At 70.2% G+C, this 4495-nt stretch carries 3 protein-coding genes; 2 read left to right on the top strand and 1 reads right to left on the bottom strand.

The window, feature by feature from the left end; translation table 11 throughout:
• A partial coding sequence (gene sppA / locus ABI385_RS06385) for a signal peptide peptidase SppA (protein WP_348102912.1) occupies positions 1-1049 on the top strand: 1049 nt, incomplete at its 5' end.
• Positions 1050-1074: 25 nt separating this feature from the next.
• Here the strand turns inward: sppA and ABI385_RS06380 are convergent.
• On the bottom strand, positions 1075-1509 hold the full coding sequence (locus ABI385_RS06380) for a VOC family protein (protein WP_348102911.1): 435 nt from the start codon (positions 1507-1509) through the stop codon (positions 1075-1077).
• A 524-nt stretch (positions 1510-2033) separates the two neighbouring features.
• On the opposite strand from ABI385_RS06380, the gene ABI385_RS06375 reads away from it, so the two are divergent.
• Positions 2034-4247, top strand: a complete 2214-nt coding sequence (locus tag ABI385_RS06375; protein WP_348102910.1) for a thiamine pyrophosphate-dependent enzyme — start codon at positions 2034-2036, stop codon at positions 4245-4247.
• The last annotated feature ends 248 nt before the right edge of the window (positions 4248-4495 follow it).

Here is a 4495-nt window from a genome sequence, read left to right as displayed (position 1 = left end):
CCCTGACCGACACCGGGCCCCGCACCGCGCGAGAGGCGCTGGATGCCGGCCTCGTCGACGCGCTCGGCTACCGCGACGAGGCGTACTCCGCGATGACGGCGCGCGTCGGCGAGCAGGCCGAGCTGCTCTACGCCGACCGCTGGCAGCCGCGGCGCTCTCCGGCCGCACGACTGCGGCTGCCGACGAGGCGTCGCGGGCACGTGGCCCTCGTCGAGGTGCACGGCGCGATCGCCTCGGGGCGCAGCCGCCGCACCCCGACGGGGCGCCAGGTCGGCAGTGACTCCGTTGCCGCGGCGCTGCGTGCGGCGGCCCGCGACGATCAGGTCCGCGCGCTGGTCCTGCACGTCGACTCGCCGGGCGGCTCGGCGGTGGCGTCGGACACGATCTGGCGCGAGGTGTGCCGGGTCCGCGAGGCCGGGAAGCCCGTCGTCGTCTCGATGGGCGCCGCGGCGGCGTCCGGTGGCTACTACATCGCCTGCCCGGCCGACGTCGTCGTCGCCCTGCCGTCAACCCTCACCGGCTCGATCGGAGTCTTCGGCGGCAAGCTCGTCGTGGCCGAGCTGCTCGAGCGGCTCGGCATCACCACGGGCAGTGTGTCGCACGGCGCCCACTCGCTGATGTTCTCGGCCCGGCGCGGCTTCACCGATGGCGAGCACGAGCGCCTGGCCACCCTCATGGACGCGATCTACGACGACTTCGTGGCCAAGGTGGCCCAGGGCCGCGGCCGGACGGTCGCCGAGATCGATGCCATCGCGCGCGGCCGGGTCTGGACCGGCAGCGACGCCCTTCGCGTCGGCCTCGTGGACGAGCTGGGAGGGCTTCGGGACGCGGTCCGCATCGCCCGTCTTCGAGCCGGGCTGCACGCAGATGCGCCAGTGACGCGAGCGGGGCACATCTCACCCCTGCAGCGGCTGGGGCGTGCCCGCAACAGCGAGGACCCGCGGGCCGGGTCGGGCGTGCGGCTGGAGGCCGGCCTCCCCGACCTCGCCACCGGCCTGGGTCTCGACGCCGCCTTCGCCCTGCGGATGCCAGCCATCACCATCCGCTGACTGCGGCCTTCTCGAGCCCCGCCACTTAGTCCAGACAGAACTCGTTGCCTTCGACGTCCTGCATCACGAGGCACGACTCGTTGCTGTCGTCGGCCAGCAGAAGGCGCACGCGTACTGCACCCAGCGGGAGGAGTCGTGCGCACTCGGCCTCGAGGACGGCCAGCCGCTCTGCCCCTACGAGCCCGGTCCCGACCCGCACGTCGAGATGCAGCCGGTTCTTGACGGTCTTGCCCTCGGGTACGCGTTGGAAGAAGAGTCGAGGGCCCCCACCCGATGGATCCACGCAGGCGAACGCGGAGCCTTGCTCGTCAGGCGGCAGTGCGCGACTGAAGTCCTCCCAGGTAGTGAACCCCTCCGGTGGCGGGGGGACGACGTAGCCCAACACCTCGCACCAGAACCGAGCGACGCGCTCAGGTGCTGCGCAGTCGAAGGTGACTTGGATGTTCTTGACCGACGCCATCGACCCACCATAGAGGTCGGTCCCACGCCCCGGTGGCGCCTCGGTTACGTTGGCGCACCTGGATGCCCGGACACGAGCCGCCCGGGGCGCGGGCGGAGCCCGCGATGAACGGCGATCGCCGCGAGGACCGTCAGCACGGCCGCGGCGACCGACCCGGCCGGGACCCGCCCATCGGTCCGGTGACCGCGAAACGCACGGTGCGCCTGGCTGGACAGGACGGATCCGCTGCTCTGATGGGACAGGGCCGAACCGTCGCTCTGGTATGACATCAGCGAGCACGCTGAGAGGGCCGACAAGATCGACCCCGCCGATGCGAACGAGCCGACGCTGGCGAATGAGGCGAAGGATGCGACGCTGCCGATCGAGAGCACCGAGTCCTGCGAGCAGACCGACAGGACCGAGTTCTGAGACCACAAGGACCACACCCCGACAGCGTAGCGATCCGGCCGCTGCGCGTCTGGTGACCCCCACGCGGCGCGGGCACACTTGTCGGAACGGGACGAGCGCGTGGGATGGATGCATAGATGTCGATCGACGAGCACTTCTTGAGGTCCGCCGCGACGCTCACCACGGGCAACCGCGAGATGTCGGCTGGACTGCCGCTCCCCCGTCTCGAACGGCTGATGCTGGCCCAGATGCAGAGCAGGCACACAGACTTCGCGTCGCGGTGGCTGCAGTCTCAGGGGGAGGGCTTCTACACGATCGGCTCGTCCGGTCACGAGTCCAATGCCGTCGTGGCGTTGGGCCTGCGTCCGACGGACCCGGCACTGCTCCACTACCGGTCGGTCGCGTTCTACCTTTCCCGAGCATTGCAGGCCGGGCATGCGGATGGTGTCGACGACGTCCTCGATGGCGTGGCTTCCTCGGTGCATGACCAGATCTCCGGCGGACGGCACAAGGTGATCGGCAGCAAGGACCTCGCGATCGTGCCCCAGACGTCGACGATCGGGTCGCACCTGCCCCGCGCCGTCGGTCTGGCCTATGCGATCGGCGCAGCGGATGCCGGTCACCAGCTGCCGTGGCCAACGGACTCCGTCGTGGTCACGAGCTTCGGCGACGCATCCGCCAACCACTCGACCACGGTGGGGGCGTTGAACGCGGCCGGCTACCTGGCCCACAGAGGCGCTGCCCTGCCGCTGCTGGTGGTGTGCGAGGACAACGGGATCGGCATCAGCACGCGGACACCGTCCGGCTGGGCCGAGCGCATGCTCTCCTCATTGCCGGGCATCGAGTACGCCGCCGGGGACGGGGAGGACCCTGCTGCGCTGCTCTCGACCGTCGACCGTCTCGTTGACCTGGTGCGACGCGAACGACGTCCTGCGCTCTTGCACCTGCACACCGTCCGGTTCATGGGCCACGCCGGCTCGGATGCCGAGCTGGCCTACCGCTCGCAGTCCGAGATCGAGGCCGACTACGACAAGGACCCACTGCTCGGTACGGCGCGACTGCTGGTGCAGGCGGGCGTGCTGACGGCAGCCGACGTCGTCGACGCGTACGAGCGAGTGCGGGCCCACGTCATGGCTGCTGCAGCCGAGCGGGTGGGTGCACCTCGGCTGACCCGATCCGTGGACATCACCCGGCCGATCACGACCTCCCAGCTCGAGGAGGTCGACCGCGAGACGTCTGCCTCCTCCCCCGGGCGCGTCACGGCCTTCCGTGGCCGCCTGCCGGAGGCCGGCGCGCCGCTCACGCTCGCGCAGACGATCAACGCGACCCTCAAGGACGCGCTGGCCGCGCACACCGACACCGTCGTGTTCGGCGAGGACGTGAGCCGCAAGGGCGGCGTCTACGGCGTGACCCGTGGACTGCGCACGTCCTTCGGCGGGTCCCGTGTCTTCGACACCATTCTCGACGAGCAGACAGTGCTGGGCACGGCGCTCGGCATGGCGCTCGCCGGTTACCTGCCCGTCCCCGAGATCCAGTACCTCGCGTACCTGCACAACGCCGAGGACCAGATCCGTGGCGAGGCCGCAACCCTCCAGTTCTTCAGCAACGGCCAGTACCAGAACGGCATGGTCGTCCGGGTTGCTGGTCTGGCCTACCAGAAGGGCTTCGGCGGACACTTCCACAACGACAACTCGCTCGCCGTGCTCCGTGACATCCCCGGCCTGGCGGTTGTTGTCGCGAGTCACCCCGGCAGCGCCGCCGGCCTTCTGCGAGCCTGCCTCGCGATGGCGCGCGTCGATGGTCGCGTCTGCGTGTTTGTCGAACCCATCGCGCTGTACCACCAGAGAGACCTCCACGACGCTGGCGATGACGGATGGGTGGCCCCCTACGCCGCACCTGCGAGCTGGGGTGAGCATGCGGTGGCGGTCGGGGACACCCGCAGGTACGGCAGCGGGCGCGACGTCCTGGTCCTGACCTTCGGCAACGGAGTACCGATGAGCCTGCGTGCGGCCCGTCGCCTGGAGCGCCGGTCGATCGAGACGACCGTCGTCGACCTGCAGTGGGTCTTCCCGCTACCGGTCGAGTCCCTGCTTGCGGCTGCCGCTGGCTTCACTCACATCCTGGTCGTCGACGAGACGCGGGCCAGCGGCGGAGTGTCCGAAGCGGTGGTGACCGCCCTGACCCAGGCCGGCCACCCGGGCCGGGTCCGCCGAGTGACCAGCGACGACAGCTTCATCCCCCTCGGGCCGGCCGCGAATGCGGTGCTCCTGTCGGAGGACCAGATCGTCGACGCCGCCACTGAGCTGCTCTTCACAGCACCCACACCCATGACATCAAGGACAGCGCCATGAACCCGGCTCCGACACGCCCCATCGACCCGCTGGACCTCGCCGGAACCGACTGGCTGCTCACGGCGGACGAGATCGCGGTACGCACCAGTGTGCGGACCTTCTGTCGCGACGACGTGGCACCGTCTAGACCCCCCGACCACTTACCCAGGAGGCACCCTTGACCACGACGTCCATTCCCCAAGGTGACGTGCTGCAGCAACGCGCCCAGCAGGCGGCGCAGCGTTGCGGGGTCGATCTCGCAGCCGTCG

Origin of the sequence: Lapillicoccus sp. (assembly GCF_039935575.1) — a bacterium.
Classification (GTDB): domain Bacteria; phylum Actinomycetota; class Actinomycetes; order Actinomycetales; family Dermatophilaceae; genus Lapillicoccus.
The sequence above is the reverse complement of the archived record's forward strand: the minus strand, read 5'-3'. Positions and strand labels throughout refer to the sequence as shown.